At 39.2% G+C, this 25,324-nt stretch carries 31 protein-coding genes; 12 read left to right on the forward strand and 19 right to left on the reverse strand.

The genetic code is table 11. The features are described from left to right. Window positions 1-2: 2 nt before the first annotated feature. Window positions 3-422, forward strand: a complete 420-nt coding sequence (locus C7S20_RS12900; RefSeq protein WP_107012852.1) for a YeeE/YedE family protein — start codon at window positions 3-5, stop codon at window positions 420-422. On the opposite strand, the gene C7S20_RS12905 is transcribed toward C7S20_RS12900, so the two are convergent. Continuing rightward, the gene (locus C7S20_RS12905; protein WP_107012853.1) at window positions 419-1,048 is read right to left on the reverse strand and encodes a trimeric intracellular cation channel family protein; all 630 of its coding nucleotides are present in this window, start codon (window positions 1,046-1,048) and stop codon (window positions 419-421) included. The genes C7S20_RS12900 and C7S20_RS12905 overlap by 4 nt on opposite strands. 157 nt (window positions 1,049-1,205) lie before the next feature. Here C7S20_RS12905 and trxB point away from each other — a divergent pair, with 157 nt between their 5' ends. Continuing rightward, on the forward strand, window positions 1,206-2,198 hold the full coding sequence (gene trxB / locus C7S20_RS12910; protein ID WP_107012854.1) for a thioredoxin-disulfide reductase: 993 nt from the start codon (window positions 1,206-1,208) through the stop codon (window positions 2,196-2,198). Between the two features lie 187 nt (window positions 2,199-2,385). Here the strand turns inward: trxB and C7S20_RS12915 are convergent, their stop codons facing one another. Genes C7S20_RS12915 through C7S20_RS12935 form a run of 6 tightly spaced genes read right to left on the reverse strand, consistent with a single transcriptional unit; the run spans window position 2,386 to window position 6,919 of the window. Beyond that, window positions 2,386-3,225 (reverse strand): GIN domain-containing protein, encoded by an 840-nt coding sequence (locus tag C7S20_RS12915; RefSeq protein ID WP_107012855.1) that lies wholly within the window; start codon window positions 3,223-3,225, stop codon window positions 2,386-2,388. A gap of 60 nt (window positions 3,226-3,285) precedes the next feature. After that, window positions 3,286-3,438 carry a hypothetical protein gene (locus C7S20_RS19565; RefSeq protein ID WP_159039934.1) on the reverse strand — a complete coding sequence of 51 codons (153 nt, stop codon included), beginning with the start codon at window positions 3,436-3,438 and terminating at the stop codon, window positions 3,286-3,288. A gap of 1 nt (window position 3,439) precedes the next feature. Then, window positions 3,440-5,221 (reverse strand): PspC domain-containing protein, encoded by a 1,782-nt coding sequence (locus C7S20_RS12920; RefSeq protein ID WP_107012856.1) that lies wholly within the window; start codon window positions 5,219-5,221, stop codon window positions 3,440-3,442. Next, window positions 5,214-5,558 (reverse strand): PadR family transcriptional regulator, encoded by a 345-nt coding sequence (locus tag C7S20_RS12925; RefSeq protein ID WP_107012857.1) that lies wholly within the window; start codon window positions 5,556-5,558, stop codon window positions 5,214-5,216. Before C7S20_RS12925 ends, C7S20_RS12920 begins: the two co-directional genes overlap by 8 nt. A gap of 53 nt (window positions 5,559-5,611) precedes the next feature. Beyond that, window positions 5,612-6,091 (reverse strand): DUF4870 domain-containing protein, encoded by a 480-nt coding sequence (locus C7S20_RS12930; protein ID WP_107012858.1) that lies wholly within the window; start codon window positions 6,089-6,091, stop codon window positions 5,612-5,614. A gap of 15 nt (window positions 6,092-6,106) precedes the next feature. After that, window positions 6,107-6,919, reverse strand: a complete 813-nt coding sequence (locus tag C7S20_RS12935) for a nuclear transport factor 2 family protein (protein WP_107012859.1) — start codon at window positions 6,917-6,919, stop codon at window positions 6,107-6,109. Window positions 6,920-7,241: 322 nt separating this feature from the next. Between C7S20_RS12935 and C7S20_RS12940 the strand changes: the two genes are divergently transcribed. The 3 genes from C7S20_RS12940 (at window position 7,242) to C7S20_RS12950 (ending at window position 8,917) form a co-directional block, all read left to right on the forward strand. Further along, complete coding sequence (locus C7S20_RS12940) at window positions 7,242-7,697, forward strand: DUF4442 domain-containing protein (protein ID WP_107012860.1); 456 nt, start codon at window positions 7,242-7,244, stop codon at window positions 7,695-7,697. 90 nt (window positions 7,698-7,787) lie between these two features. Continuing rightward, window positions 7,788-8,588: a TIGR00266 family protein gene (locus C7S20_RS12945; RefSeq protein WP_107012861.1), complete on the forward strand. Its 801-nt coding sequence runs from the start codon at window positions 7,788-7,790 to the stop codon at window positions 8,586-8,588. Between the two features lie 131 nt (window positions 8,589-8,719). Further along, window positions 8,720-8,917 carry a hypothetical protein gene (locus tag C7S20_RS12950; RefSeq protein ID WP_107012862.1) on the forward strand — a complete coding sequence of 66 codons (198 nt, stop codon included), beginning with the start codon at window positions 8,720-8,722 and terminating at the stop codon, window positions 8,915-8,917. Window positions 8,918-8,946: 29 nt separating this feature from the next. Here C7S20_RS12950 and C7S20_RS12955 read toward each other — a convergent pair whose 3' ends face one another. The 8 genes from C7S20_RS12955 to C7S20_RS12990 form a co-directional block, all read right to left on the reverse strand. After that, window positions 8,947-9,906, reverse strand: coding sequence for a hydrogen peroxide-inducible genes activator (locus tag C7S20_RS12955; protein WP_107012863.1), 960 nt, complete (start codon window positions 9,904-9,906; stop codon window positions 8,947-8,949). A 125-nt stretch (window positions 9,907-10,031) separates the two neighbouring features. Further along, window positions 10,032-10,454, reverse strand: a complete 423-nt coding sequence (locus tag C7S20_RS12960; RefSeq protein WP_107012864.1) for a DUF2141 domain-containing protein — start codon at window positions 10,452-10,454, stop codon at window positions 10,032-10,034. A 103-nt stretch (window positions 10,455-10,557) separates the two neighbouring features. Further along, window positions 10,558-11,889 (reverse strand): DUF58 domain-containing protein, encoded by a 1,332-nt coding sequence (locus tag C7S20_RS12965; RefSeq protein WP_227009009.1) that lies wholly within the window; start codon window positions 11,887-11,889, stop codon window positions 10,558-10,560. Continuing rightward, window positions 11,889-12,890: an AAA family ATPase gene (locus C7S20_RS12970; RefSeq protein WP_107012866.1), complete on the reverse strand. Its 1,002-nt coding sequence runs from the start codon at window positions 12,888-12,890 to the stop codon at window positions 11,889-11,891. Before C7S20_RS12970 ends, C7S20_RS12965 begins: the two co-directional genes overlap by 1 nt. Beyond that, window positions 12,871-14,076: a DUF4350 domain-containing protein gene (locus tag C7S20_RS12975; RefSeq protein ID WP_107012867.1), complete on the reverse strand. Its 1,206-nt coding sequence runs from the start codon at window positions 14,074-14,076 to the stop codon at window positions 12,871-12,873. The genes C7S20_RS12970 and C7S20_RS12975 overlap by 20 nt, the downstream gene beginning before the upstream one ends. Beyond that, entirely contained in the window at window positions 14,073-14,828 is a 756-nt protein-coding gene (locus C7S20_RS12980; RefSeq protein ID WP_107012868.1) for a DUF4129 domain-containing protein, read from the reverse strand. Before C7S20_RS12980 ends, C7S20_RS12975 begins: the two co-directional genes overlap by 4 nt. A 3-nt stretch (window positions 14,829-14,831) precedes the next feature. Continuing rightward, on the reverse strand, window positions 14,832-15,689 hold the full coding sequence (locus C7S20_RS12985; protein WP_107012869.1) for a hypothetical protein: 858 nt from the start codon (window positions 15,687-15,689) through the stop codon (window positions 14,832-14,834). Further along, window positions 15,664-16,644: a stage II sporulation protein M gene (locus C7S20_RS12990; RefSeq protein ID WP_107012870.1), complete on the reverse strand. Its 981-nt coding sequence runs from the start codon at window positions 16,642-16,644 to the stop codon at window positions 15,664-15,666. Before C7S20_RS12990 ends, C7S20_RS12985 begins: the two co-directional genes overlap by 26 nt. A gap of 34 nt (window positions 16,645-16,678) precedes the next feature. On the opposite strand from C7S20_RS12990, the gene C7S20_RS12995 reads away from it, so the two are divergent. Next, entirely contained in the window at window positions 16,679-17,392 is a 714-nt protein-coding gene (locus tag C7S20_RS12995) for an RDD family protein (protein ID WP_107012871.1), read from the forward strand. On the opposite strand, the gene C7S20_RS13000 is transcribed toward C7S20_RS12995, so the two are convergent. After that, window positions 17,393-18,166, reverse strand: coding sequence for a peptidylprolyl isomerase (locus C7S20_RS13000; protein ID WP_107012872.1), 774 nt, complete (start codon window positions 18,164-18,166; stop codon window positions 17,393-17,395). It lies immediately after the preceding gene. Here C7S20_RS13000 and C7S20_RS13005 point away from each other — a divergent pair. Continuing rightward, entirely contained in the window at window positions 18,165-18,803 is a 639-nt protein-coding gene (locus C7S20_RS13005; protein WP_107012873.1) for an NUDIX hydrolase, read from the forward strand. The two genes, C7S20_RS13000 and C7S20_RS13005, sit on opposite strands and share 2 nt — an antisense overlap. 63 nt (window positions 18,804-18,866) lie before the next feature. Then, the gene (locus C7S20_RS13010; protein WP_107012874.1) at window positions 18,867-19,673 is read left to right on the forward strand and encodes a lysophospholipid acyltransferase family protein; all 807 of its coding nucleotides are present in this window, start codon (window positions 18,867-18,869) and stop codon (window positions 19,671-19,673) included. A gap of 43 nt (window positions 19,674-19,716) precedes the next feature. Here C7S20_RS13010 and C7S20_RS13015 read toward each other — a convergent pair whose 3' ends face one another. Both C7S20_RS13015 and C7S20_RS13020 read right to left on the reverse strand, forming a co-directional pair. Continuing rightward, complete coding sequence (locus C7S20_RS13015) at window positions 19,717-20,355, reverse strand: hypothetical protein (protein ID WP_107012875.1); 639 nt, start codon at window positions 20,353-20,355, stop codon at window positions 19,717-19,719. Window positions 20,356-20,360: 5 nt separating this feature from the next. Next, window positions 20,361-20,855: an RNA polymerase sigma factor gene (locus tag C7S20_RS13020; protein WP_107012876.1), complete on the reverse strand. Its 495-nt coding sequence runs from the start codon at window positions 20,853-20,855 to the stop codon at window positions 20,361-20,363. Window positions 20,856-20,978: 123 nt separating this feature from the next. On the opposite strand from C7S20_RS13020, the gene C7S20_RS13025 reads away from it, so the two are divergent. Then, the gene (locus C7S20_RS13025; RefSeq protein WP_107012877.1) at window positions 20,979-22,286 is read left to right on the forward strand and encodes an NAD(P)/FAD-dependent oxidoreductase; all 1,308 of its coding nucleotides are present in this window, start codon (window positions 20,979-20,981) and stop codon (window positions 22,284-22,286) included. Between the two features lie 12 nt (window positions 22,287-22,298). Here C7S20_RS13025 and C7S20_RS13030 read toward each other — a convergent pair whose 3' ends face one another. Further along, a complete protein-coding gene (locus tag C7S20_RS13030; protein ID WP_107012878.1) occupies window positions 22,299-22,733 on the reverse strand; it encodes a hemerythrin domain-containing protein in 435 nt (144 codons plus the stop codon). A gap of 180 nt (window positions 22,734-22,913) precedes the next feature. Between C7S20_RS13030 and C7S20_RS13035 the strand changes: the two genes are divergently transcribed. The 3 genes from C7S20_RS13035 to C7S20_RS13045 are packed head-to-tail and all read left to right on the forward strand — an operon-like array spanning window position 22,914 to window position 25,292. Next, window positions 22,914-24,245 carry a 2TM domain-containing protein gene (locus tag C7S20_RS13035; RefSeq protein WP_107012879.1) on the forward strand — a complete coding sequence of 444 codons (1,332 nt, stop codon included), beginning with the start codon at window positions 22,914-22,916 and terminating at the stop codon, window positions 24,243-24,245. Window position 24,246: 1 nt separating this feature from the next. Further along, window positions 24,247-24,540 carry a 2TM domain-containing protein gene (locus tag C7S20_RS13040; RefSeq protein ID WP_107012880.1) on the forward strand — a complete coding sequence of 98 codons (294 nt, stop codon included), beginning with the start codon at window positions 24,247-24,249 and terminating at the stop codon, window positions 24,538-24,540. Beyond that, on the forward strand, window positions 24,540-25,292 hold the full coding sequence (locus C7S20_RS13045; protein ID WP_107014236.1) for a LytR/AlgR family response regulator transcription factor: 753 nt from the start codon (window positions 24,540-24,542) through the stop codon (window positions 25,290-25,292). Before C7S20_RS13040 ends, C7S20_RS13045 begins: the two co-directional genes overlap by 1 nt. Window positions 25,293-25,324 lie beyond the last annotated feature (32 nt).

Here is a 25,324-nt window from a genome sequence, read left to right on the forward strand (position 1 = left end):
ATATGAGAGTAGCAGGTTATTTTTTAATAGGAATATTTTTCGGAATCGTAATGTTTAAATCGGAAGCGGCTTCCTGGTTCAGAATATATGAGATGTTCCGCTTTGAATCTTTTCATATGTACGGAATTATTGGTTCGGCTCTGGTTTTAGGAATCCTGGGAATTCAGTTTATAAAAAGAAAGAAAATGAAGGATTTTACCGGACACCCCATCATTTTTATTCCCAAGGAAAAAACAAAAACCTTTAGCCGTTATATTTTCGGCGGAACTATTTTCGGATTGGGCTGGGCCCTTGCCGGAGCCTGTCCGGGACCGATTTACACCCTTATAGGCGCGGGTTATGTTTCAATGCTTGTGGTATTCGTTTCGGCTATTTTAGGAACTTTTGTATACGGACTTTTAAAGGAAAAACTTCCGCATTAATCCTCGCTTTTGTCATGTAAGATAAAAGCCGGCAGTGATATATGATATTTTACCACAACCAGGCGAATACCAATAACGATCAGGGTGGTGATGATATAAATGAGATCTGTATTCACCTGTAACCTATGAAGAATCACAAAGGCGAGAGCACCTAAGATACAGGCCGTAGCATAGATTTCTTTTCGGAAAATAACGGGAATTTCATTACATAATATATCCCTGATCACACCACCAAAAGTTCCGGTCATGGCACCCAGCGCTATGGAAATAATGGGGTCGAGATTATGCTGAATACCCGTTTCTACGCCGGTAATGGTGAAAACCCCTAGCCCGATGGTATCAAAAAGGAATAGTGATTTTTTCAGGTAATAGAGTTTATTTCTGAAAATAATAGCCAAAACGGTCACGACTCCAATTAAATAAACATACACGATATGTTCCATCCAGGAGACAGGAGTCTGGCCAATAAGAACATCTCTGAGAGTTCCTCCGCCGATAGCTGTTACAAAGGCAATGATGAAAATCCCGAAAAGATCCAGCCTGCGATTCATGGCTGCGAGAGCACCCGAAATCGCAAAAGCCACCGTTCCAAGCACATCCAGGATGTTGAATAAACTAAGTTCCATGCTTGGCAAAGGTAATTTTATCTTTTAAATTTGGTGGTTATATAATAATTTTCAGCCTTTATTTCCATTGATTATTAACAAATAGACGATCTTAATGAAAATAAACGTAAGGTTTTATCAAAACTGCCTACTTTTATAGCTGAATAAATTAAGAAACATGAGCGAAAATATAGAACGAGTAAAATGTTTGATCATAGGTTCCGGTCCTGCAGGTTATACTGCTGCAATTTACGCTTCCAGAGCCGATCTTAAACCGGTAATGTATACGGGAATGGAACCAGGCGGACAGCTTACAACTACTACTGAAGTAGATAACTTTCCGGGATATGCCGATGGTATTGATGGTCCTCAAATGATGATGGATCTACAAAAACAAGCCGAACGTTTTGGAACCGATGTAAGGATCGGGATGATCACCGAAGTTGAATTGTCAAAAAAAGTTGGTGGAATTCATAAAGCCTGCGTTGATAACGCCAAATGGATAGAGGCGGATAGCGTCATCATATCTACAGGTGCTACAGCTAAATATCTCGGACTTCCAAGTGAACAAAGATTACGTGGAGGCGGGGTTTCTGCTTGCGCAGTATGTGACGGCTTTTTCTATAAAGGTCAGGATGTGGCGATAGTTGGTGGTGGAGACACCGCTGCCGAGGAAGCTACCTATCTGGCCAATATTTGTAATAAAGTGACCATGTTGATCAGGAAAGATTATATGAAAGCTTCCAAAGCTATGCAGCACCGGGTGAATAATACCAAAAATCTTGAAGTTCGCTATAATACTGAGGTTGATGAAATTCTTGGTGATCAGGTAGTAGAAGGTTTGAGAATGGTCAATAATCAAACCGGTGAGAAAGAAGAGATCAAAATCACAGGTTTCTTTGTTGCTATCGGGCATAAACCAAATACCGAAATCTTCCAGGGACAATTAGATATGGATAATACCGGGTACCTTATCACACAGGGAAAGACCACGAAAACAAATATTCCAGGTGTTTTTGCTTCGGGAGATGTGCAGGATAAAGTGTATCGCCAGGCGGTTACAGCTGCGGGCACAGGATGTATGGCCGCGCTTGATGCCGAGCGTTACCTCGCCGAAATTGAAACCGAAGAGGATATTCAAAAACCGCAAACAAGACCTGAAACGGTTTAAAATAATAAGAAAACCAATGAAAAAGTCTCACAGAAATGTGGGACTTTTTTTATGCTGGATTTTTAACCAAGAGATTGATTCTCTTTCGCCTTAGGCGGAAGCTCGCAAAGACAATTCATGACTTCAATTATCAATTTTCAATTGTCCATTCATTGTTCTAAACTCTAAGTTCTAAAATCTATCACATCTAAAACAGTCCTTTTTTAGACTCTTTTTTCGCGATCACCGCTTCATCGGTAAACTGGGTAAGATTGATCTGTGGAGAGTTATAAATTTCGGTTTTTGAATTGCCCGTGGCTGAAATTTCAAGTTTTTCAGAAACATTTATTTTATTGTCTGATCTTCCCTGCGCCAGCACCGTTGCATTTTCAGCGGTTAGCTTTTCACCGTCAAACTTTGAAGACTGGCCTGCCCTTAAATCAAAATCCTGGATTTCTCCTTCAATTCTTGCCGAAGCCTTTTCGTATATATCGACTTTAAAAAGCGGTGCATTTACCAAAGCCTTTACATCTGAAGATTGATTTAACTGAAAATAACTTTCCTTTGCGGTCACATTTAGTTCTGCTTTCGCATCATCACCATGAATTAAATTGAAGCTGTTCGCCGTTAGGCTAAGAAAAGCTTTTGATTTATTCTTTGTTTCCAGCTGAAAATCTTCCACATAAAGATCCTCCTCAGATTCCAGCTCCACTTTATCAGAAATGTTTATACTTTTCAATGTATCCTGAAAAGTGATTTGGATCTTTTGAGATTTAGCCCGCGAAATTTCTTTTATGGGTTTAATATACAGAACGCCGTCAATTACTTCACTTTGAATAAGATCAATTAGATTATCATCGGCTTTAATTTCCAGTTTTGGCCGGGAACCCTTTACAATACTAACTTCGAATTCACCTGCTATCTGAATAGAATGAAAAGGAGTAAGGTTGAATTTTTCAGTTTTCACGTTTCGGCTGCCTTTAACCTTTTCCTGCGCGCCGCAGGAGATCATGATTAAAAGCAAAATAAATGGTAATTTTTTGACCATAAGTTATTTATAATTACTCAAATATAGCAAAAGCCCCCGAGAGGAGGCTTTTTATCATTGCTAACATTCTAATATCTGCTGCCGGCATTCCAGTTTTTGAATAATTTCAACCGGAAATTTGAGGTCATTTTGAGCTGTTTTCATTTCCTGTTGCTGTTGACCAAAAAACAAACCCATGAAAAAGCTTAATAAAAGGTTGATTAGTGAGCTCATTTTAGTTGTTGTTTATCTCAATTCCGTTACTGTCTATTTTGGCACTTTGTCCATTTTCCTTTTTAACTTCTATTCCCTTGTCATTGACCTTTACCTTCATTTCATCGCCATTTACATCTATCCTCGCATTAAAATCGTCTGAGGTATCCCAGTCATTATCTTCATCAGAATCTTGCCATTCGTCGCCATTCTCATCCCAGCTGTCCTCTTCAGGGCAATCTGCACAGGAGGCTTCTCCATCCATAATTTGAAGGAAATGGCCTTCCTGGCCACTGATTAAAATATCATCATAATGAGATGAATTTCTATGGAAAGAAGAAGTGTTATCTTCAGCATAAAGAACTGTTCCTACCGGGATAAACAAAGTTACCTGGACTTCCTGGTCACGGTATTTGTAACTTGCGTCTGTAGTGAAAAAGTCATTCAAAAAAAGTCTGTTTCCAACAAGGCTCGTTGAATAATTGATATTCTGTGCTCTTTCACGTGCATCGTCGTAATTCCTGCCTTCTGCCGATTTCACCACCTCTATCTTCCCAACGGAATCTTTGGTAGATTTTACGATCAGGCGAACATCCTGCCCGTAAAGCATCTTTTCGTTTTGATCACCATAGATCACCTGAAAATTTGAATTACGGTAACTCCTGCCCGAATGATCAGGATTGCTTCTCATCTCCAGGAAAATGGTATCGTTAGGAGTAATATCCAACCTTTCGGTAGTAGCAACTTCACCGTCAAAAGCCCTGTTGGTGGCTTGTGAAATTCCTATGACGCTCAAACCGATCACTGATAGCAACCAAACGCCCAGTAAAGTAAGGGAAGCAATTCTTCCCACAGGTTTCAGGTTACTAACAAGGATCTTGAGCCCTAAGACAAACAGGAAGAAGAAAGGAATCCCGATGGCAAAAAATGCCAGGATTGAGATCACCCAAAGCGGGGCGCCGCTGTTAACCATTTCAATATAATCTGTCCATGGAGCATCCACAAGTCCAAAAGTTCCCACGCTGAATAAGGCTACAAAAAGGCCAATAAGTGTAGAGCCTGCGATGAGCAATAAAAGAACGCCAATGAATTTTACAAATAGTTTCAGACAGAACCTGATAATATTACCGAGGGTTGTAGCGGCCGAACTGGCGCCGGAACGAGCCTGATTTCCGTATTTTTCGTAATCTACATTTTTTATACTATCTGAAACATCCTGAAAACCCTCACGTATCTTTTTCTCGATATTACTGATGGTTACCTCCTCTCCGCGCATTGCCAGCTTATCGGCTGTGGTTTTGGCTTCAGGGACAAAGATCCAGAAAGCTATATAGATCACTATAAATGCACCACTTGAAAAGATGGTAAGCAGGATCCAGAGTAATCTCACCCAGATGGCTTCAATACTAAGATAATGGCCAAGACCTGATGAAACACCGCCCACATACCCGTGTTCGGTATCACGGAAAAGTTGTTTACCAATGGTTTTGGTAGTTTTCGATTTTCTTTCGGCTTTTGGTTCATCTTCAAAGATCTCTTCATCTACCATATAATCTTCGGGTTGCCCCATGATGGCGATGACTTCTTCTACTTCTTTAAGGCTGATTACCTGACGGTCATTTTTGATCTTTTCATTAAATAATTCAGCAATACGGGCTTCGATGTCTGAAATGATCTCATCGCGACCTTGTGTATTGGAGAATGAATGCCTTATCGCCTCAAGATAGCGTTGCAGCCTGGCGTAAGCATCCTCATCTATATGAAAGAAAATGCCGGCAAGATTTATATTAACTGTCTTATTCATGATTTTTCTTTTTTTGTGTGGTTACAATGTTAACTGCCGTTTGTAATTCGTCCCAGGTCACGGTAAGTTCCCTGAGGAAAATTTTTCCAGTCTCGGTAAGGCCATAATATTTTCTTGGTGGCCCGCTGGATGATTCTTCCCAACGATAGTTGAGTAAACCAGCATTTTTAAGCCTGGTGAGCAGCGGATAAATAGTACCTTCTACCACCAGTAACTTCGCGTCTTTGAGTGTTTCAAGAATTTCTGCCACATAGGCATCTTCATCTCTCAAAACAGAGAGGATGCAGTATTCCAGCACACCCTTGCGCATCTGAGCTTTTGTATTTTCAATCTTCATGTTGTGTGTTTTTGAATAACATTAAACTGTTCATTTTTTGATTGATTTGATGATTAATTTGCTCCAGATTCTCCAGAGCCGATGAAATTGATGGTTAGCGGGTAATGATAAATTTCTCCTTCGCTGGCCCTGATGGAGGCCATGATCACCGCAAAAATTTCAAGAATAAAGAGTCCTAAAAAGATTATTCCAAGGATGACGGCACTCACAATAAAAGGAATGGCATGGCTAAATTCGTGAACCTCGAAATGATCATGTTCGAAAAAAAATGGTTCGATCATACTGAACCTTATTCCAAAAAACAGGAATAATGCGGCTCCCACAGTAACCAGGAAAATGGTGTAGAGAAAAAGGCTGATCTGGAAATTGATCGCGTTTCTTCCGTTTTTATCCACAAAGGGATCTTCCTTTTTTGCCAGCCATAAAAGCAGCGGAAAAATAAAATTGCCCATTGGAATAAAATACTTTGTGAATACCGAGAGATGGAGCACGGTAGCCAGGGTTCTATTTTGATTGATGGTTTCTGTTGTCATAATTTTGAATTATAATTATTCAGTACAGGTAGCTTCAGCTACTTTAGTATTAGCTTCGAAAATTGTCAGTTTCCGTGGTTTTTCTTCAGAAAAAGTAAATGTCAGATCCCTTTCCTCAGTAAAAAAACTGTTTTCAGAATCGGGATACAGAGTAAACATTTTACCCATTGCTTTTAATTCCAGTTTGTCTTCCAGAGCTTTAACGATAATGGCATCCTTAGAAGGCATTAAATAGTTTCCTGCAAATTCCTGAAGTTGAGCCGGGCTAAGGGTGATCTTTTCTTTTTCATTACTGTAGGGTGCTGGTTGATGATCATAACTGAATACTCGATGCATTTTCCACTTTCCGTCTTTGAGAAGCCAGAGATTTGAGAATTTTGCTTTTCCATCGGCTTGTTCAGTTTTAGCGTTTACAAGGTAAAAAAGATGCTCTCCCGTAATAATGGCTCCGTAAACCGAATCTTTATCCTTAAGTGGAAAAACAGCAACTGTTCCCGGAACCGCTTCTCGTCGAAGCTTATTTTTCCCGGTGGAGCACAAGCCCTTTTCCATACTTTCATTTAGTTTGTCTGAGCCATTTAGAACACCACTTTTGTCATGATAGAACTCGAGGTCAGCCGCGAGAAAATTTTCCATTTTTGCAATATCACATTCATTATAGGCATTCCAGAAGATGGAATCTTTTTCAAGAATGGTTTCTTTTACAGATTTTTCCTGGGCATTCAGAACATACAAGGAAGTTAGACCGATAATTAGCGTAAGAAATCCTTTTAAGGAAAATGCTCTTTTCGAAATTGATTTAGAAATTTTTTGATGTAGTTTGATCATTTTTTTGATTGATGTTTTAGTAAACCTTATAGGAAAACTATGGTTAAAAATGAGATGTAAATAAAGGCTATGGCTAAATAGAACTTTATTCGATGAATTCGTGCATTCTCCTGATGAGAGATCGCAATTACCTGGTTTTGAGATGAATTTTTCATGATTATTTTGATTGATGATTATATAACCTATTAGAATCTTATACAAATATATATCTAAAAGAAGGTATTATGCAAAACAAAGTACCTAAAATTAACAAATATTTAAGATTTAAATACTCGGCTATATTTGTTACTTTTATGCTGAAAATCAATAGAATCCTTTATTTATGAAGCTTTCTCCTGCTAAACTCAACAATTTTTTAATGATTAAGCTTCCAAGCGCCTGGTTTTGTGGAGTGAGGGTGAAACATATCGATAAAACCCAATGTGAAGTAGGAGTGAAGCACCGGTGGATCAATCAGAATCCGTTTAAATCGATGTATTTCGCGGTGCAGGCGATGGCAGCCGAACTGAGCACAGGAGCCCTTGTGATGAGCAAAATCCAAAATTCTGATAAAAAGATCTCCATGCTGGTAGCCCGGAATAAATCGGTATTTTCAAAAAAAGCCACCGGAAAGATAAGTTTTAACTGTTATGATGGTAAAAAAGCTGATGAAGCAATACAAAAGACTTTAGAAAGCGGTGACGGCCAAACCTTCTGGATGAAATCGGTAGGAACCAATGAAGAAGGAGTGGAGGTTTCGGTTTTTGAATTTGAATGGACTGTGAAAGTGAAAAAGTAGGCTTTTGGTAGTAACAGTAAGCGGTAAAAGACTACATATATTATTGAACCCATGCTTAGAGCTTATCGCTTTAGGCCTAAAGCTAAAAATATGAATGCACATGAAATAGATTACCATATCTTCGGGGAAGAAATGCAATATGTAGAACTTGAACTGGATCCGCGGGAAGCGGTGATCGCTGAAGCAGGAAACTTTATGATGATGGATAATGGTATTACCATGGATACTATTTTTGGTGATGGTTCGAAAGAAAATGAAGGTTTCCTGGGAAAAGTCCTGGGTGCCGGAAAACGTTTACTTACCGGAGAGAGTCTGTTTATGACTATTTTTTCCAATGACGGTCAGGAGAAGAAAAGGATCAGTTTTGCTTCACCTTATCCAGGAAAGATCATTCCTATTGATTTAACCCGTTTTAACGGAAAATTCATCTGCCAGAAAGACGCCTTTCTATGTGCCGCGAAAGGAGTTTCAATCGGTATAGAATTCAGCAGAAAACTGGGAAGAGGTTTCTTTGGAGGTGAAGGTTTTATCATGCAGAAAGTTGAAGGTGACGGGATGGCCTTTGTTCATGCTGGCGGCACCATGGCTAAAAAAGAGCTTCAGCCAGGTGAAAAATTGAAAGTTGATACAGGCTGTATTATCGGATTTACCCAAACGGTGAATTATGACATTGAATTCGTTGGCGGGATAAGAAATACCATTTTTGGCGGCGAAGGACTTTTCTTCGCTACACTTACGGGGCCGGGAACTGTTTATATCCAATCTCTGCCTTTCAGCAGGCTGGCCAGCAGAATTCACCAGGCCGCTCCTCAACAGGGAGGAAAAGACAAGGGAGAAGGCAGTATTCTCGGGGGAATTGGAGATATTATAAGTGGAGATAACAGGTTCTAGAATGTTAAATTTGGAATTTAGGTGTTAAATAAGAATTGAGTTTACTATATTTAATTAACCAAAAAATGCTGCCTATATATTATTTCTACACTTTTATTTCAACCTAACTTTAACTTAAATAACTTCAAATTATGGCGAGAGCGATGTTTGAATACACCAAAACGGTACTTGACAAAGTGAGTTTTGATGCAAACTTGTTCTGCAAGGAGGTTAAAAAAGCGATTCAACGTTTACTTCCTCATGAGATCGAGGAATTAAGACTTTGGATCATCGCACTAACCAGGCAGAATCCGGAATTAAATCAATGTCTAATCTATTTAAATACCTAAAGAAAAAGCGGCTCAAAAGGCCGCTTTTTTTAATTTACCTGGTATTCTTTTTTCTTGTTCAGCGGACTTATGATCTGCACATTCTGAAAAGTTATCGCTCCTTTTATTACGCCGGCAATGGTGCTTCGTAGTGCTTCTATTATTTGCATTTTCAACTCACTTCGATTGTAGATAAGGCTTACTTCGCGAGCGGGTACAGGATCTTTGAACATTTTTAAATATTGTTTTTCAGACTCTTTCAGGTCGAGCGTATGCAAATAGGGGAGAAGGGTCATTCCCAATCCTTCATTAGCAAGTTTTATAAGCGTTTCAAAACTGCCGCTTTCCAGCTGTAATTGATCGCCTTCATAATTTCTGGCGGCTTTGCAGAGGTTTAAAATTCCGTCTTTAAAACAATGTCCGTCTTCCAGTAACAAAAGGTCATTGATCTCGAGATCATTAATTTCCAGTTTATCGGCTGAAGAAAGTTTGTGGTTATGGGGAACATAGGCCACAAAAGGTTCGTAATAAAGGGCATTTTCTTTGATTCCTTCCATTTCCAGAGGAGTTGCAGCAATGGCGGCATCTAAATGGCCTTCTTTTAATTTTTCAATGATGGCTTCCGTATGAAGTTCCTCGATCTTCAGTTTTACCTTCGGGTATTTTTTCATGAAATTCCCAATGAACATCGGTAGCAGGGTTGGCATCACCGTTGGAATGACGCCAAGGCGGAAGATACCGCCAATAAATCCTTTTTGCTGATCAACAATATCCTGGATCCGGTCGCTTTCATTTACAATATTTCGAGCCTGTTGCACGATCATTTGGCCCACCTCAGTAAGTTGAATGGGTTTTTTACTTCTATCGAAAATCGTTATTTCAAGCTCTTCCTCAAGTTTTTGAATTTGCATGCTCAGCGTAGGCTGGGTCACAAAAACCTTTTGAGCGGCCTTGGTAAAGTTCTTATGTTCGGCTACAGCCAGGACATAATTTAACTGTGTTATCGTCATTGTAAGATTTTATCTCCTGCAAATGTATAGATATTTCTTATTTAAAACATAATTATTCTTTGTTTTGTCTATACAAAAAAGATCCTTTTGGAGGATCTTTTAAAAGAATTAAAATAATTTTCAGTTTAGAATCTTATTTCAAAAAGCCGATCACTTCCGTCATAAATAAAATTCGATTCGTCCCAGTTTGGAGGACCATACGAGGCTGTTTCACCGCTGGTAGCATAATTTTCCAAAGGCATGCCGTTTTCGTCGAAATCCATTTTTTTATTGTTGTTTTCATCGTGAAAGAACACAATGGAATAAGTTCCTGAAGGAACATTTTCAAAAATACCGGTTGCTTTTCCGTCAGTAATTTCTGAATATGCCGAATAAACCGGTTTTCCCTGTAAAAAATTGTCTTCGGAATATAAAGCAAAGAGTACTGCACCTTCATCAGTTTGAGCATTGGGAACATTTACGGTAATATTTCCGGTGTTTTCTGCGGAATTCTGAGAGTATAATAAGGAACCCATTAACATTGCCAGAAGTAGAATAAGCGTTTTCATAAGTGTTAGTTTTAAGATTATGAAACAAACATATTCCCGGTTCGGTTATAAATAAAAAAATTCTAACCGAACTGTAATTTTCTTTCTCTGAACTGTAAAATTGTCAAAGTAGTCCCCTGGCTTTAATTTCAAGATACTTATTTATTGCACTTACGCTAAGCTCCTGAGGTGATGTGAGAACAGCCTGAATCCCGTGTTTCTGAAATTCCCGTGCCATGAATATTTTATCATGGGTAAACTGCTCAGCAAGGGTTTGACGCGCACTTTCGCTGAGATTCTTCGGATCGCTTAATGTGAGTTTTTTTACCTCGGTATTTTCGAAAAAGATCACCACAAGCAGATGATTTTTCGCAATGGCTTTTAAAAATGGCAGTTGGCGTTGCAAAGCCGAAATATGTTCGAAATTGGTATAAAGCATAACAAGACTTCGTTGAGTCACATGCTTTTTAAGCTGAGCATACAACATTCCGAAATCACTGTCGTAAAATCCGGTATTGATATTATACAGGCTTTCCATGATCCGGTTTAGCTGCGGAAGTCGGGCATTGGCTTTTAAAAAAGAATCTATTTTTCTCGAAAATGAGATCAGTCCCACACGATCTTTCTTTTTAAGGGCAACATTTGAAAAAGCCAGTGAACTGTTAATAGAATAATCCAGTAAACTCAAGCCTGCAAAAGGCATTTTCATTACCCTTCCCGCATCGATAACCGAATAAATTGGCTGTACCCGTTCATCCTGGAACTGGTTGACCATCAGGTCTTTTTTCTTGGCGGTGGCTTTCCAGTTGATGGTGCGCACATCATCGCCCCTCACGTATTCTTTGATCTGCTCAAATTCCATGGTATGACCAATGCGCCTGATTTTCTTAAGTCCCTGAAGGGAAATTTTGCGGTCGAGAGCCAGAAAATCGAGCTTTTTCATCTGGATAAAAGAAGGATAAACCTTCACCATCTGATCTTTACTGAAAACGAAACGCCTTTTTACCAGTCTGATCTTTGTGAAGACAAAAATGTTCAAATTTCCGAAAGTATATTCCCCGCGGTTCAGAGGCTTCAAATAATAGTCAAAAACAACTCTTTTCGAGACCGGAAGGTATAATTGTTTTAAAAAATCCCTTTTCTGAAACTGTACAGGAATCTCATCAATTACTTCAGAATTTAATGGAAAATCATACAGATTCGTAATGATAATTTCTACCCGGTTTTCATCAGAATTCGAGAATTTTTCCGGAAGAATCCTGCTGGCAGTTACTCCTCCAGTGCGGTAAAGCATGACAAGATCGGTAAGAAAAATAAGTCCCAGAACAACAATTAAGACCCAGGAAATGCTATAAAGAATTTCAAACCAGAAGGAAAAAAGGAAGAGCATTGATATACCAAAGAGTGCATAAAAAAGCCTTTTTCCCAGATATAATGATTTGATGAAATTGATCACTAGCGCGGGATTTCAACTGACTGTACAATCATATCTATCACGCCTGCAGTAGTCATTCCTTCCATTTCCCGGTCGGGGGAAAGAATGAGCCTGTGTGCGAGAACCGGTTTCAAAGCTTTTTTAATGTCTTCCGGGATCACAAAATCGCGGCCGTCTATTGCGGCAAAAGCCTTGGAAGCATTCATAACCGCAATTGAAGCACGCGGGCTGGCTCCAAGGTAAAGATGTGGATGCGACCTGGTTTTTGTCACAATTTCGGCAATATAACCCAGCAGCTTTTCTTCGACGACAATTTCGAAAATCTGTGAGCGCAATTCAGCTATTTTTTGCGGATCCAGGACCGCCCCGATCTCTTCTTCCGGAAGCCTGCCCTTTCGTTCATGATGCGTCTGCAGAATTTTAATTTCATCCTTTTTATTGGGATAATCAACTTTTATTTTAAAGAGAAAACGATCCAGTTGCGCTTCGGGCAGGGCGTAAGTCCCTTCCTGCTCGATGGGATTCTGAGTGGCAAGCACCATAAAAGGCTGCTCCATTTTATACATTTTGCCGTCGATGGTGATCTGCCTTTCCTCCATAACCTCAAAAAGTGCCGCCTGTGTTTTTGCAGGAGCCCGGTTGATTTCATCAATGAGGATAATATTCGAAAAAATCGGTCCGAATTTAAAATCGAATTCTGATGTTTTCATATTAAAAACAGAGGTTCCAAGCACATCACTGGGCATGAGGTCCGGGGTAAACTGGATCCTGCTGAAACCGGTTTTTAAACAGCGAGCAAAAAGTTTGGCCGTAATTGTTTTAGCCACACCGGGAACTCCTTCGATCAAAACATGGCCGTTGGAAAGCAGCCCCGCAATTAGCAGTTCCACGAACTCTTCCTGGCCAACAATGATCTTTGCCAGCTGATCTTTGAGTTTATTTACAGATTCTTTTAACTGGTCAAGGGGAATTCTGTTTTCGAAATTCAGTTCTTCCTTAGGACTATTCTCCTGTTTTTCCATCTTTTTGTTTAAAATTATTGATGCTTTTGCTTAGCTCGTGAAATTCATCTTTATCAGCATCTGTATTTTGCTGAAAATTAAAGATTCTTTCGAAAAGGGCCTGTGTTTCTTTATAGGTATTTCCGCTTTTTGAAGCGAGGTTCCTGTAAAAATCCTCATTCAGCTCCCTGGTGCTGATCTGGTAATTTGTCCTGATAAATTCAAGGAACAGATTGATCTTTTTCATTCCCAGTTCGTAATATTTTCCTCTTTCAAGAAACAACTGCGAAATAGTTTCAGTATACTCATAAGATTTGTTCTTTAAAGGCTCGACTACTGGAATTGGCCGTTGACGGCGTTTACCTTCAAAAAGCACAAAAAGTATGGCCGCGATAATGACAAAATAGTAAGCCCAGCGAAGCGAACGATTGCTCAAAAGCATGTAAAGCGGCGAAGTAAAAAAGGTTTTCCCCGATTTATAGTAGGCATCCCAGAGTATGTGATCCCCGGCAAGATAGGCAAGGAGAGACTGCACATATTCAAAATTTGAATTTTTCAGTAAAAAATAGTTACTGAAAGCCTGTGGAGTTGTATGCAGGTAGATTTCCCCATCTCCAAAACCGGTTTTTATGAAATTGACCTTTTCTTCCTTTTCTTTTTTTCCGAAACTGGCCGTTCCTAAAACCACCTGTTTCAGGGTATCAATTTTTGAAAAATAGATCCCCGAAAGATCCTGGTCAAAAAGTTTAGGCGAATCAAGTTTAAGATGAGCATTGGAAAGGTTAAGCGCCGGCCTGGAGGTAAATCCTTCTTTACTGTAATAATTGGAAACTTTCAACTTAAGCGTATCCAAAAGATTGGTTGAAAATCCGTTGGAAGCAATAAAAAGTTTATTTCCTTTTGAAACCCAGTTTAAAAGATCATCGAGTTCAGCATCATCAAAATCTATAAAATCATTGAGGAAAAAGTAGGTTCCGTTATCAGGTTTGTTATTCAGGTATTCGTAAGGCGGAATGTTTATCTTTTCCAGGCTGTCTGTTGCTTCTTTCCAGCTTTCAAAGAACACATAGGAGCCCAGGGCAATCTTGTCTACCGCAGTATAACTTGGATTCCAGTTTACCGGTTCGGGCTCGCTTGTTTCCAGCCATACCAGGGAAATTACCAGTAAAAGGAAGAGGACCAGCGCTATTTTATAGGTTTTGCTCAAGGACGGAAAGTTTGTAGCGTTCGATCTATTTTCTGAAATTCTTTTTCAGCTATTCTGAAATCTTTCTCGGTAACTTTAAAACTTCCGTACCAGATAAATTCATAAAATCGGGTAATAAGAACAAATTCGGCATTCAGTGCGGGATCTTCAATTTCTTTGAAATAATCATGATTGGTTTTCTGAAATTCATAATTAATGATGCCGAGATTATCCATTTTCCGAAGTTCATTCAGAAAATAATACCTTACGGCAAGTCTGAAATTGCCGGCTTTAACAGCTTCTTTAAGCAAAGAAGGCAAATCTTTACTTTTTACAAGTTCTTCTTCCTTTGATAAAAAAACCTCATTTTTTTCAGAAGTCTGCATCATTTTTCGGCCGGGATTTAACCTTGAGAACAACCAGATTACCAGTGCAAAAAAGCACAGTAAAAGCAGATAAGGTAAAATTTCAAACAGAACACTCATAAAGCTTCCCGGGCTGTATTCTCCAAAAAGCCAGCCGAGAAACTGGTTCCATTTTGCATTTACCCAACTTTTAAAACGGGTCCACCAGTTTTCTTTTTCCCGGGCATTCAGATAATTGAAAGCATTATCTTTTTTAATTTCTTTCAGTTTTTCCTGATTAAAGCTTACCGGCGAGAGATTTTCTGTTTTGTCGATTCTGATTTCAGCAGGAGCAAGGGAATCTTTTTCCTGTGAATGTGCATCAAGAAAAAAAAGAAAAAGAATACTTATATAAAGAAAATTTCTCAAGATCTACTGGTTATTTCCCAAATTCTGAATGCTTTCATAAGTGCCTGTAAAATGCTTTTTTTCATTCAGATTAAAATAGACAAAAGCGAAGCCGATTGGCATGATGCTGTAAACGATGTACTGTATCATGGAAGAAATGACACTTATAACGATGTAACCTGTACCCAACATTGCTGTAGGATCTGCTGCAGAACCCTGTTGTGCCATGGTGATCATTTTTATAACAAAATAGATGATCGCCGGAATTTGAAAAACCAATCCGATAAGATACACCAGTAATCCTATGCATAAAATGGTGGCAAAAGTCATCCACCAGTTATTCTTTACCAGCTGAAAGCAATCAGAGATACTGTCGCTAAGGCTTTGTCTTCTGAAAACCAGAACTGCCGGGGCGAGGCTTAAAGGAACTGCAATGTAAATTCCCGGTATTAAAAAAAGCATTATTCCTGCGAATATCAGGATCCAGGAGATCAGGAGAAGTATCAGCAATTTTCCAAAATCGCTTTTCATTCCTATCGCAACATCTGAACTCTTAATTTGCCCTTCATTATTCATATAAGAAAGGATGGAATGGTAAATAGTGCCCGTTATGGAAGTGACGTATAGCAAATAAGCGATGAGGAGAATAATGAGTGAAAATATAAATCCGGAGCCCTCGTTAGAGATCGCGAACAGGGAAAGTCCTACTGCAGACCAGGAATAGTATGCCAGGGCAGCAACAAGAATTAAGAACGCGGGTCCCGAAAACTTCAGCAGCATTTTGCCCATTTCTTTATAATTCTCCCTCACAAATTTGAAGATAATACTCAGGATCTCCCCAAGTTCGCGTTCTTTTTTAAACTGAATAAATTCCCCGTGCATTATTATTTTTTTTAAATAGATATATTGGATAGAATACGTAGTAAAAAAGGATTAAAACCATGGAAGCAGCGATGATCAAAATAGCCAGCCAGTCCGGCATATTGGTAATTCGGGTCACGAAGCCTTCCAGAAATCCCGCAATGACAAAAAAAGGAATAGTGCTTACCACTATTTTGAGCCCGCTTTTAATACCACGGGTAAAAGAATTCAGCCGGGAATAGGTACCTGGAAAAAGAATGCTCTTTCCTACCACCAATCCGGCACAACCGGCCACAATGATCACCGAAATTTCAATGGTTCCATGGATCCATATGGTCCTGGCCGATTCCCACAGCAATCCTTTATCGAAAAAGAAATACTGAAAACTTCCCAGCATGATCGCGTTTTGTATGAGCAGCAGGACGGTCCCCAGCCCGGCAAGAACACCTAATGAAAAGACCATCAGTGAAACTTTGATGTTATTGATGGTGATACCAAGGAACATATCGGTATTGGCTGCCTGTTTATAAACCGCCATGGGATCATTGTTCGCGATGTTTTCGAGGGTCATATTCACATAGGCATCCCCCATAATCGACCTAACAAAAGCACCGTCGGTAGCTGAACTATAAGCTCCAATTATCCCAAAAAGAAGAAAAATGAGGAAACTTAATAACAACTGTTTTTGATAATGATAAAATTCATTGGGAAATTCCCTGGTGAAAAAATTGATGATCCGGTGCCCGGGCTCTTTTTTGGACCGGTAAATTTTTTGATGCGCTGCAGAAACAAGTCCGTTAAGATATTTTGTGGTATTACTCGAGCCGTAATAGGTTCTGGAGTAGCTCAGGTGATCGCTTAGTTCCACATAAATATCAGAAATTTGTTGCGGGGAGACGGCATTAGAATTTTCCAGGAGGCTTTCATACTTAACCCATTTATCTTTATTTTGCCGTAGAAAAGCAGCCTCGCGCATTCTTGTTTGATTAATACTCAAAGAAACATATTTAATGAATAACTTTCAAATTGAAACCGCTCAAAATATAAATATTGAACAGAATGCGGCGGGAATAGGGGAGCGAATACTAGCCTTCCTTGTTGACCTTGCCATCAATGTGGTTTATATGATTTTCGCAGGGATGATCCTTGCCGGAATTACGGGAAGCCGTGGTGCGGAATGGATGAACTATCTGGTGTTGGGGCTGCCCACATTTTTGTACTTTTTACTATGGGAAACTTTCTGGGACGGACGTACGCCGGGAAAAGCACTTTTACAATTAAGAGTAGTAAAACTAGATGGCAGCAGGCCTTCCTTTTCGAGTTACCTGGTAAGATGGATTTTAAGAATTATCGATATTAGCTTAAGTAGCGGGGGAGTGGCTGTTGTCACTATTCTTTTTAACGGAAAAGGGCAACGTCTCGGGGATATCGCAGCAGGCACCACGGTTATTTCTGAAAAACGCAAAACCGGCATTCAACATACGCTGATGGTGGATCTTCCGGAAAATTACCAACCCAAATATCCGCAGGTCACCATTTTAAATGATAATGATATGCAGGAGGTGAAGAATCTTTTTCAAAAAGCCCGAATTTCAGGCCATCATCATATCATCATTTCTTTAGGAAAAAAACTTGAAGAACTGATGGATGTTTCAGCTGAAGAAAAACCCTTTGATTTTGTGCAGCGCGTGATCACCGATTACAATTACTATACACAGCAGTAGTTAGTCAATCACATCAACGTCCATTTCAATATTTTTGAGCGGCCATTCAGATTGTACAGTTTTCACTTTCGAGATCTTTTCCGCGACATCCATTCCTTCAATAACATGCCCAAAAACGGTGTGTTCATTGTCCAGATGATGAGCGCCATTTTTGTCCATCACGATAAAAAATTCGAACGGTGAGGAGGCCTTGCTTACATTCTGTTCTGAATATTTGGCCATTGAAAATGCACCGTAATCATGTTTATGGCCCGCACTAAATTCACTGGGGATCAAATAATGGCCCACGTCGGCACGCATGCTGGCGGTGGACTGGTTGTCAGAATTTCCACCCTGGATCACAAATCCTTCAGCTACACGATGAAAATAGGTGTCATCAAAATAGTCATTTTTAGTTAGCATGATGAAATTGGCCCGGTGCAGGGGCGTATCTTTATAAAGCTGGACAATAATATCACCAAATCTCGTCCTGATGCGAATCTTGGTTTCCGGATTTTTCTTTCCATATTCTTTTAAAGTGGGAATAAGCTCTTCCTGCTTTATTGGAAACATGGGATTTTCCTCAAATTTGTTCTTTTTTTCTTCTTTTTGCAGTTCCTTTTTTCTCAACTCAAAAATACTGTCCCGGGCTCTTTTGATGGAATCCTGTTTACGTTGTGCGGCCAGTTCTTCGGGAGTAGGTTTTGCAGCGTTTTTTGAAGAAGAATCCTTATCTTCACAGCTTGCGCAAAGCAAAAAAATCAATATTGCAATTACAGAAAGACGTTTGAACATGGAATTTGAAATTTTTAAGACCAGGATTCCAAAAATAAAAAAAATGCAGCTACCGGGAGAAGCCGCTCATCAAAAAATGGCACCGATGCAGCGTATAAAAGAACTGGAAGCTATTAATATAAATGAGAGAAATCCGCAGAAAGCCGGTGTCATGGCGACTTTTTATCCGGGGCTTCAGGGAGAAACGCGGCTTGTTTTAATTTTGAGGAAGACCTACCGCGGCGTACATTCCAACCAGGTGGGATTTCCCGGCGGAAGGGTAGAGCCGGAAGACATTGATCTTGCGGAAACCGCACTGAGAGAAACTGAAGAAGAAGTGGGAATTCCAAGAGAGCAAATTGAAATTATAAAGGAACTCAGCAGGTTGTATATTCCGCCTTCCAACTTTTGGGTTCAGCCTTTTCTCGGGATCATGGAAGAAACTCCCAAACTTATTCCGCAGGAAGCCGAAGTGGAAGAGATCCTGGAAGTGAAATTGAGCGATTTTCTTGATGAATCTAACCTTGTAAGCCAAAATTTAACCACTTCATATGCCGTGGATATTGAGGTTCCGGCTTATAAGCTCAACGGTCATATCGTTTGGGGAGCTACCGGAATGATGTTAAGCGAAATTAGGGAATTATTGAAGAAAATTTAATCGCTATATTTGCTGCCGGTTTTCAAATTGCCTTAGCTAAAGCAAAAAAACTGTAGATAATATATGGGCTTGTTCAGAAAAAATCCGTTTGGCCATTATCTCATTTTAAAAAAATGGCTTATCCGCATTTTTGGGTTGTTAACCCATAGGCGCTACCGCGGTTTTAATGAACTGCAAATCGAAGGTTCAGAGATCATCAAAAATCTTCCCGATACCAATGTGCTGTTCGTTTCTAACCACCAGACCTATTTTGCCGATGTAACAGCAATGTTCCATGTGTTCAACGCCAGCCTTAGCGGCAGGGTAGACAGTATTAAAAATATAGGTTACATCTGGCACCCAAAACTCAATATCTATTATGTAGCCGCGAAAGAAACGATGAGGGCTGGACTCCTGGCGCGCATCATGGCCTATGCCGGTGCGGTTACTGTAGAAAGAACCTGGCGGGAAAAAGGTAAAGAAATAAAAAGAAAGGTCAACCCAAATGATACTGAAAATATAGGTATGGCCCTTGAAGATGGCTGGGTCATTACTTTTCCGCAGGGAACTACCAGGCCCTTTAAACCTATACGCAAAGGAACTGCCCATATTATCAAAAATCATAAACCTATTGTGATCCCCATTGTTATTGATGGCTTCAGGAGATCTTTTGACAGAAAAGGCCTGCGCATAAAAAAAAGAGGAATTCTGCAGACATTTCAGATCAAAGAGCCGCTAAATATTGACTACGAGAACGAAAGTATCGAAGAGATCGTAGAAAAATTAGAATACGCCATTGAACAGCATCCATCTTTCCTAAAAGTCATTCCAGCCGAAGAACTTGACGCAATGGAGGAACTCAACGAGCAACGCCGCTGGGGAGGATACTAGAATAGTAAAATTTCTGATACTGTAATTTCTTTAAAAACTTCCTTTACATTTCCAGGTTTTTGAGTTCCCGGTAATTTCTTAAAAGCTTTTTCAATAAAATTCCGTATATCACGCGGTATATGAGCCAAATTATTCCTAAAACCAAGCCTAGAATCAGGATAACAACACCGATAAAAAGGAACCATTGAAGGGTATCAAAATGCATATTTGATACTGTTTCAGTATTTGCCGTAAGTGCATGGTGATGTAAGATTATATAAAGTCCCACCAGGAAAGTGAGACCGCTGGAGATCAATACGAACCCTATATAATATTTTACAGTTTTACGGGTGTGCAGGATATTTTTCATCAAACCTTTTACGGTATCGTTGGCAGAAATCCGGCGATAATTGCGGTAAAAGATATAGAGAAAATAAAAAGTAATGATATAATTGATCACATAACCCCAGATGGTAAATTCCTTGAGGTCAAATTCTTCAATGCGCTTCCAGTAGTCATCATCGGCCAGTACAATATTCAAAACAGTACCCAGCAAAAATTCAATAATACTTATAATGAAGATCCATTTAACGATAGAAGAAGACCGCTTCCATATCATCCGGTAGATTTCATCATAGGAAAGATGAGGCAGGTTTTTTTCCTGCTTTTTCCAATCCCTCTTTAAAAGATCTAACTCATCCATAGCACTCAGGGATTAATAATATTTTTCAATTTTGTTTTTATCCTATTCATTTTTACTCTGGCATTCACCTCGGTTATACCTAATGTTTCTGAAATTTCGGCATAATTTTTATCTTCCAGGTACAGGAAAACAAGTGCCTTTTCAATGTCATTGAGCTCGCGAATGGCGTCATACATTAGCTTTAAATGCTGTTCGGCCTCGTCGTTATAATCTTCAGCCTTTATTTTAAAATGAACCGACTCATAATCCTGTGTTTTAATTCCGCGCTTTTTCTTTCTATACAGAGTAATGGCAGTATTAAGAGCAACCCGGTACATCCAGGTGCTGAATTTTGAATCACCCCTAAATTTGGGATAGGCCTTCCACAGCTGAATAGTGATCTCCTGAAAAAGATCATTATGCGAGTCCTGGTCATTGGTATAGATACGGCAGATCTTGTGAGCAATATTCTGGTGTTTCTCCAGATTTGTAACAAACTGATGTTCTAATTCCTTATCCACAAAAAATAGTTAGGCTATTATAGGTAGCTGAAAACTTCGCTATGTTACAAAAATCTTTAATATAAAGTTAAGGAGAAACGCTTTCCTTTATTTAATCTTAAATTTGAAACAAACCCGACGATAATGAATATACCAAAAACCGAATTGCCGAGAGTTGTGATAATTGGAGGAGGGTTTGCAGGTATGGCCCTTGCCCGTAAAATTATGAAGGAAGATATGCAAATGGTTTTGCTTGACAGGCATAACTATCATACTTTCCAACCGCTGCTGTACCAGGTTTCCACTTCAGGCCTGGAACCGGATTCAATTGCATATCCGCTGCGAAAGATCACCCGCGACAGCAAAAAATGCTTTTTCAGGCTTACGGAAGTAAAATCTATATCACCAAAAATCAATACCATTCATACAAGTATTGGAGACCTTGTATATGATTACCTGGTTATTGCCACCGGATCCAAAACGAATTTCTTCGGAAATAAAAGTATTGAAGAACATGGAATGTGGATGAAGACCGTCCCACAGGCACTCAACATTAGAAGTCTTATTCTGGAGAACCTTGAGCAGGCCACAATTACTGAAGATTCTGAAAAACGGAAGGCTTTGCTGAATTTTGTACTTGTTGGTGCAGGTCCTACAGGTGTAGAACTCAGCGGTGCTATTGCGGAGCTGCGTAACAATATTGTTCCTCGTGATTATCCTGACCTAGATCCCAATGAAATGAATATTCATTTATTGGAGGGTTTAGGTCGTGTTTTGCCGCCCATGAGCGAACATGCCTCAAAAAAAGCTCATAAATTCCTGGAAGAGCTGGGCGTTAAAATCCACCTGAATACTATGGTGGAACATTATGATGGCCATTTGGTGACCACCAATACCGATCTCTCCTTAAAAACTGAAACTTTTATATGGTCTGCGGGGGTAACGGGATCTCCTGTTGTAGGGCTGGAGGATTCAGCTATTGTGGCAAAGGCAAATCGCTATGACGTCAATGCTTTCAATCAAATACATGGGTATGAAAATATTTTTGCCATCGGGGATATTGCGCTGATGAAAACAGAAGCTTATCCCAAAGGCCATCCCATGGTCGCCCAACCTGCCATTCAGCAGGGAAAACACCTGGCAAAAAACTTAAAACACCTTATCAGGGGCGAAAAATTAGAACCGTTTGAATACAGAGATAAAGGTACTATGGCCACCGTAGGACGTAACAAAGCAGTGGTAGACCTTCATAAGTGGCGATTTTCCGGGTTTTTTGCCTGGTTTGTTTGGATGTTCGTGCACCTCTGGTTCTTAATAGGGTTTAGAAACAGGATCGTAACTTTCTTCAACTGGACCTATAATTATATCAATTTTGAAAAAGCCGCAAGGTTAATTATCCGTCCGTTTAAAGGCCACGAAAAAGTCATGGAAATAGAGAAAGATAAGGTGTAAACTAAGGTTTGATTACCTGTTCTCCTTTATATATTTATTATACTGACTTGCAAGTTCGGTTTTCTGATTTTCGGTAAGGGCTTTTCCCGCCATTTGAAACACTTCATGTTCTTCTTCATCAAGATGATGTATTAACTGGTGTTCCAGGTCTTTTGCTATTTTAAGCCAGTTTGATGCATCCATTTGGGTATCTTCGAGGTCTTCTACCAATTCGTCCATATCATGATGCTCAGCGATGCTATGACGTGCTTTTTCCTGTGTGCGGTCTTTTTTCATAAGTGGAATATAAAAAAAGCGTTCTTCCCCTTCAGCATGTATCTTTAATTCGTGTTTTAAATGTTTAAAAATTTTATCCCGCTCTTCAGTTTTACCTTCTGTTTTTAATAATTTATCAATCAGATCTCGCTGGATCTCATGTTCCTGTCTCAGGGCTTCAAAAATGGTCATTAATTTTAATTTAAGGTTTAGCCTTTAAGATATTCATTTTTATGTTAAAGATTATTTAAATTTCAGAAGGATTTCTGAAGAAAGGAAAATACAGTTCAGAAAATGATTTTGACAGTTCAGAATCTAATTTTTTGTAAGATTTCTTTAATGGTGCAAATTTGAAATAGAAATTAAAAATGTATGAAAACGCTTCTGAAAATATTAAAGATAAGTATCATAATTTGTCTGGTGGTCATTTTTATTGACACGCTTTTTAAGGGTATTAAATTCAGACAGTTTTTAGATCCCATTTACTGGGGAGTTTATTTTTTCTATTGCTTTGTGCTCACTCTCATCAACTCTACCTTCTTTTCAATTTTCGGCAGGAAAATAGGCTGGGAAAATGCCAATTTAAAAAAAGTATTTTTTGCTTCCGGAGGCTCGATCGTGCTCACGATGATAGGTTTTTTCTTTTGCCGAATGGTCGATGAGACCATTTTCCAGGGCAAGAGCTTGGAAAGTTTTTTGGAAAATGAGCATATAAGTTATTATCTGTTTCCACTTCTTTTTACAACCATAGTTTCTCTTTTCTTCCATTTGGTTTATTTCTATAAGGCATTACAGGAAAAAGAGGTAAAGGAACAGAAAATCATTGCAGGTACGGCTTCGGCAAAATTTGAGGCTTTAAAGAATCAACTCGATCCTCATTTTCTCTTCAATAGTTTGAATGTTCTTAGTTCCCTTATTGAAGAGAATCCTATGATGGCCCAGAAATTTACCGGGTCACTTTCAAAAATCTATCGTTATGTGCTTGAAAAGAAAGATAAAGAATTGGTTTCTCTGGAAGAGGAATTGAAATTTGCCAGGATCTATGCTGAACTTTTGCAGGTGCGCTTTGAAGAAGGCCTGGTCTTTAATATTCCTGAAAATGTGAAAAATTCTGAAGCCAAAATTGTACCGCTCTCCTTACAACTGCTCCTGGAAAATACTATCAAGCACAACCGCGTGTCTAAAGAGAATCCGTTGATTGTTAGCATTTACGAGGAAGGAAATTTCCTGATCGTCGAAAATAATCTTCAAGCACGGGAAATTTTGAATGGCGGCAGCGGTGTTGGCTTAAAAAACATTACCCAGCGCTATGCACTTGTCACTGAAAGAAAACTGGAAATACTGAAAACAAAAAGTGCTTTTAAAGTTCGATTGCCCCTATTAACAAAAAAGGTCAGGGAGGTCAAAACAAAGCATGAAGACGAAATTACCAACAACGCCTATCTCCGGGCCCGGGAACAGGTAAAAAAGGAAAAAGGTTTTTACGGGAATCTCATCGCCTATCTCATTGTCATTCCGGCGCTGGCGGTTTTCAATTATCTTACCGTTGATTTTGTATGGGTAATCTTTCCTGCAATCGGCTGGGGATTAGGCCTTGCCCTTCATGCAGTACAAGTTTTTGATTGGAACCCGTTCCTTAGCAAAGAATGGGAAGAACGAAAAATAAAGGAAATCATAGAAAAAGAACATTCAAAAAATTTTTAAAATGGAAAATTCACAAGATTCTTATTCAAATGCTAAAAAAAGGGTAGAGGAACTACGCGAATTCTATACGCATTTATTCTCATTCGTGATCATTAATCTATTTTTGGCAGGTCTCAATTACTACACAAATAAATGGGCCTATCCCTGGTTTCTGTGGGTTACTTTTGGCTGGGGAATAGGTATGTTATTCTCGGCTTTAAAGGTCTTCAGGATAAATCCTTTTTATAATAAGGAATGGGAAGAAAGAAAGATCAGGGAATATATGGAAAAAGAGAATCGCGAACGCTGGGAATAATGGAAGTAGTTATCATTGAAGATGAAAAGCCGGCAGCTAGACGATTGCAAAGAATGCTGGAGCGAATAGATATTTCGGCGGGAACCATGTTGCATTCGGTAGCAGAAGCTGTGGAATGGTTCCATAAAAATCCTGATCCTGATCTTATCTTTCTCGATATTCAGCTAGGCGACGGACTTTCTTTTGAAATCTTTGATTTTGTACAGGTTAGAAGTCCGATAATTTTCACTACTGCTTATGATGAATATGCCTTAAAGGCATTTAAGCTGAATAGCATTGATTATTTACTTAAACCTATTGATGAGGAAGAGCTTGAAAGCGCTGTAAACAAATTCAGGGAACAGCAGAAGGACCAGAATGGCATTCCCGTAGCCGAACTTCGTTCACTTCTTAAACTTCAGAATGGCTCAACCTATAAAACCCGTTTTATGGCCCAGGTAGGGCAGCATATTCGGCTTGTGGAAGTCAGGGAAATTGCGTGTTTTTATTCTGAAAATAAATCTTCGTTTATCCATAGTTTTTCAGGGAGGAATTTTCCGGTGGAAATATCACTTGAAAATGTAGAAAAAGAACTGGATCCTTCTAAATTCTTTCGCATAAATAGAAAGTGTATCATTAATATTGAAGCGATAAAAGACATTGTTCATTTTACCAATTCACGTCTGGAAATAAAACTTGCCGATTTTAATGATTTTCAGCTTATCGTTAGCCGGGAAAGGGTAAAGGATTTTAAGAAATGGCTGGATTCCTGAAATCTGAATAGATTTCTCCGGCCTGGTCAAAA

This window comes from Christiangramia fulva (assembly GCF_003024155.1).
Classification (GTDB): Bacteria; Bacteroidota; Bacteroidia; order Flavobacteriales; family Flavobacteriaceae; genus Christiangramia; species Christiangramia fulva.

What these genes read in the sequence shown, in the direction of transcription:
- trxB (WP_107012854.1), top strand. Translation starts at nt 1,206, where the DNA reads ATGAGCGAAAATATAGAACGAGTAAAATGTTTGATCATAGGTTCCGGT.
- C7S20_RS12950 (WP_107012862.1), top strand. Translation starts at nt 8,720, where the DNA reads ATGGCGAGAGCGATGTTTGAATACACCAAAACGGTACTTGACAAAGTG.
- C7S20_RS12935 (WP_107012859.1), bottom strand. Translation starts at nt 6,919, where the DNA reads ATGATCAAACTACATCAAAAAATTTCTAAATCAATTTCGAAAAGAGCA.
- C7S20_RS13010 (WP_107012874.1), top strand. Translation starts at nt 18,867, where the DNA reads ATGGGCTTGTTCAGAAAAAATCCGTTTGGCCATTATCTCATTTTAAAA.
- C7S20_RS13015 (WP_107012875.1), bottom strand. Translation starts at nt 20,355, where the DNA reads ATGGATGAGTTAGATCTTTTAAAGAGGGATTGGAAAAAGCAGGAAAAA.
- C7S20_RS13030 (WP_107012878.1), bottom strand. Translation starts at nt 22,733, where the DNA reads ATGACCATTTTTGAAGCCCTGAGACAGGAACATGAGATCCAGCGAGAT.
- C7S20_RS13045 (WP_107014236.1), top strand. Translation starts at nt 24,540, where the DNA reads ATGGAAGTAGTTATCATTGAAGATGAAAAGCCGGCAGCTAGACGATTG.
- C7S20_RS12920 (WP_107012856.1), bottom strand. Translation starts at nt 5,221, where the DNA reads ATGAATAAGACAGTTAATATAAATCTTGCCGGCATTTTCTTTCATATA.
- C7S20_RS12970 (WP_107012866.1), bottom strand. Translation starts at nt 12,890, where the DNA reads ATGGAAAAACAGGAGAATAGTCCTAAGGAAGAACTGAATTTCGAAAAC.
- C7S20_RS12985 (WP_107012869.1), bottom strand. Translation starts at nt 15,689, where the DNA reads ATGCACGGGGAATTTATTCAGTTTAAAAAAGAACGCGAACTTGGGGAG.
- C7S20_RS12900 (WP_107012852.1), top strand. Translation starts at nt 3, where the DNA reads ATGAGAGTAGCAGGTTATTTTTTAATAGGAATATTTTTCGGAATCGTA.
- C7S20_RS12930 (WP_107012858.1), bottom strand. Translation starts at nt 6,091, where the DNA reads ATGACAACAGAAACCATCAATCAAAATAGAACCCTGGCTACCGTGCTC.
- C7S20_RS12905 (WP_107012853.1), bottom strand. Translation starts at nt 1,048, where the DNA reads ATGGAACTTAGTTTATTCAACATCCTGGATGTGCTTGGAACGGTGGCT.
- C7S20_RS12960 (WP_107012864.1), bottom strand. Translation starts at nt 10,454, where the DNA reads ATGAAAACGCTTATTCTACTTCTGGCAATGTTAATGGGTTCCTTATTA.
- C7S20_RS13000 (WP_107012872.1), bottom strand. Translation starts at nt 18,166, where the DNA reads ATGTTCAAACGTCTTTCTGTAATTGCAATATTGATTTTTTTGCTTTGC.
- C7S20_RS13040 (WP_107012880.1), top strand. Translation starts at nt 24,247, where the DNA reads ATGGAAAATTCACAAGATTCTTATTCAAATGCTAAAAAAAGGGTAGAG.
- C7S20_RS13025 (WP_107012877.1), top strand. Translation starts at nt 20,979, where the DNA reads ATGAATATACCAAAAACCGAATTGCCGAGAGTTGTGATAATTGGAGGA.
- C7S20_RS12995 (WP_107012871.1), top strand. Translation starts at nt 16,679, where the DNA reads ATGAATAACTTTCAAATTGAAACCGCTCAAAATATAAATATTGAACAG.
- C7S20_RS12915 (WP_107012855.1), bottom strand. Translation starts at nt 3,225, where the DNA reads ATGGTCAAAAAATTACCATTTATTTTGCTTTTAATCATGATCTCCTGC.
- C7S20_RS12945 (WP_107012861.1), top strand. Translation starts at nt 7,788, where the DNA reads ATGAATGCACATGAAATAGATTACCATATCTTCGGGGAAGAAATGCAA.
- C7S20_RS12955 (WP_107012863.1), bottom strand. Translation starts at nt 9,906, where the DNA reads ATGACGATAACACAGTTAAATTATGTCCTGGCTGTAGCCGAACATAAG.
- C7S20_RS13035 (WP_107012879.1), top strand. Translation starts at nt 22,914, where the DNA reads ATGAAAACGCTTCTGAAAATATTAAAGATAAGTATCATAATTTGTCTG.
- C7S20_RS19565 (WP_159039934.1), bottom strand. Translation starts at nt 3,438, where the DNA reads ATGAGCTCACTAATCAACCTTTTATTAAGCTTTTTCATGGGTTTGTTT.
- C7S20_RS12940 (WP_107012860.1), top strand. Translation starts at nt 7,242, where the DNA reads ATGAAGCTTTCTCCTGCTAAACTCAACAATTTTTTAATGATTAAGCTT.
- C7S20_RS12990 (WP_107012870.1), bottom strand. Translation starts at nt 16,644, where the DNA reads ATGCGCGAGGCTGCTTTTCTACGGCAAAATAAAGATAAATGGGTTAAG.
- C7S20_RS12925 (WP_107012857.1), bottom strand. Translation starts at nt 5,558, where the DNA reads ATGAAGATTGAAAATACAAAAGCTCAGATGCGCAAGGGTGTGCTGGAA.
- C7S20_RS13005 (WP_107012873.1), top strand. Translation starts at nt 18,165, where the DNA reads ATGGAATTTGAAATTTTTAAGACCAGGATTCCAAAAATAAAAAAAATG.